We start from the raw sequence: 239 nt of genomic DNA on the forward strand, positions 1-239 counted from the left end.
GCATCAGCACCTATGCGTGGGTTTTCGGACTCGCGCTGTTCGGAGGTGCCGTTAAGTATCTCAACAACTCGCAGCAGTTCCGAGTCGCGACACTCGCACGTGATCTGATCACCGCAGGCTTCGCAGGACTCATGACTTTCTGGGCGTGTGAGTGGCTTAACATCGACGGGCCGGTTGCCGCGATCTTGATTGCGACGGCTGGTCTCATGGGGACACGAGCAATTGCCGTGTTCGAAAGT

At 57.3% G+C, this 239-nt stretch carries 1 protein-coding gene; it reads left to right on the top strand.

All coding sequences use genetic code 11. From position 1 onward, the window contains the following. Nucleotides 1–239, top strand: a 239-nt coding sequence (locus tag AC1RPH_RS08500) for a phage holin family protein (RefSeq protein ID WP_481762149.1), incomplete at both ends; no start/stop codon positions are given.

Source organism: Dellaglioa sp. CoH-57-MRSF-16 (genome assembly GCF_056782055.1).